This is a genomic window from Sphingomonas sp. DMC8 (assembly GCF_056314185.1).
This window is the reverse complement of the sequence record NZ_JBQUYV010000018.1, coordinates 1-1,411: the sequence shown is the minus strand read 5'-3', so window position 1 is coordinate 1,411 and position 1,411 is coordinate 1. Positions and strand designations below refer to the sequence as shown.

The following is a 1,411-nucleotide window of genomic DNA, read 5'->3' as shown; positions in this document are numbered from 1 at the left end:
TAGCATTACAGTTGCGTTTTTGATCGAACATGTGACCGTTGTGCGGCGGCTTGGTGGGCCCGTCGCCAGCATGACCAAGCGATAACGTGACGCGGCTCGATGCGGCGCTGTGCCAGCCTGATGGCGATACGGCGGATTTCCTGGACGGACCAGCGGATCAGGTCCGTGGTTTCGTCCAGGGTCTTTTTGGGGGCGCGGCATTGGCGCGGGTGCGGATGGCCGCCAGCATCGCGAAGGCCAGCATGACGAGCGAGACGTGCCGGTGCCAGCCATGCCAGGAGCGGGTTTCGTTATGGTCGAGGCCGAGTTCGTTCTTCGCCGTCTCGAAGCTGTCTTCGATGGCCCAGCGATGCCCTTCCACCCCGACGAGGGTTTCGATGGTCGTGCCGGCCGGGCACCAGGTGGTGAAGAAGGCGAGGTCGTCACCGGCAACGTGGCGGCGGATCAGCAGGCCCCTGGTCCATGTCCCGATTGCGCCATCGACGTACTCGTCGGCTTCGAGGTCGGCGAGCTCGAAATAGGCCCAGTCGTGAAAGCGATCGCACTTGGTGCCCTGACCCGCGGACAGACGCTGCCATGCAGCAGGATCGAGTTCGCCCGCGATCTGCGCGGCGGTGCCCGCGACGACCGGCTTGTCGCCCCATGAGCCGAAGCGATGGTCGCCCTTCACGCCCAGCACATAGCCTTTGCCGGCACGCCGCAAGGTCTGCTCGATGTCGCCGACGCCGTAGACCGCATCCGCCGCAACCCAGGCAAACGGCATGTGGGCGGCGATCGCGCGCTCGATCATTTGCACCGCCAGCGCCGGCTTAGTGGCGAATGCCGTGCCCTCCGGCACATGCGCGGCCGCCAGGCGGGCCGGGTCAGCCGTCCAGCTCTCGGGCAGGTAAAGCGCCCGGTCAACAAAAGCATGGCCCCTGGTCGAGACATAAGCGGCGAATACGCCGATCTGGCAGTTGGTCACCTTGCCGGCCGACCCGGTGTACTGGCGCCCCACGCCGCATGACGCCTTGCCCTGTTTCAGAAACCCGGTCTCGTCGATGACCAGCACCGCATCATCGGTGCCAAGATGTTCGACGGCATAGTCGCGCACCACGTCGCGCAGCGCATCCGCATCCCACCGCCCGCGCCCCAGGATCGCCTGCTGCCGCCATGGCCCGGCATCGCCCGCCGCCTCGGCGCGCATCCACCCGGTCTTGCGGCGCTCGTCGCCCAGCAAGCCATCCAGGAAGCTGTTCGCCGATGCCGCCACACGCGGCTGGCTGAACAAGGGCCGCATCCGCGCCTTCACCTCGCGCAGCGATGATGCCCAAAGCTCCAGCGTCGCCTCGATCGATGCCCCCGTCACCACGACCTCCCTCGTCATGGTCACCCATTGATTCAGAACATGATCAAAAACGCAACTGTAATG

General features: G+C 65.8%; 1 protein-coding gene. It reads right to left on the bottom strand.

Features of this window, described 5'->3' with window-relative positions; genetic code table 11:
* Window positions 1-157: 157 nt before the first annotated feature.
* Window positions 158-1,366 carry an IS701 family transposase gene (locus tag ACT53K_RS19350; RefSeq protein ID WP_476230451.1) on the bottom strand — a complete coding sequence of 403 codons (1,209 nt, stop codon included), beginning with the start codon at window positions 1,364-1,366 and terminating at the stop codon, window positions 158-160.
* Window positions 1,367-1,411 lie beyond the last annotated feature (45 nt).

Bases quoted from the DNA above. Each gene is read 5' to 3' on its own strand.
- ACT53K_RS19350 (WP_476230451.1), bottom strand. From the start codon at position 1,366: ATGACGAGGGAGGTCGTGGTGACGGGGGCATCGATCGAGGCGACGCTG.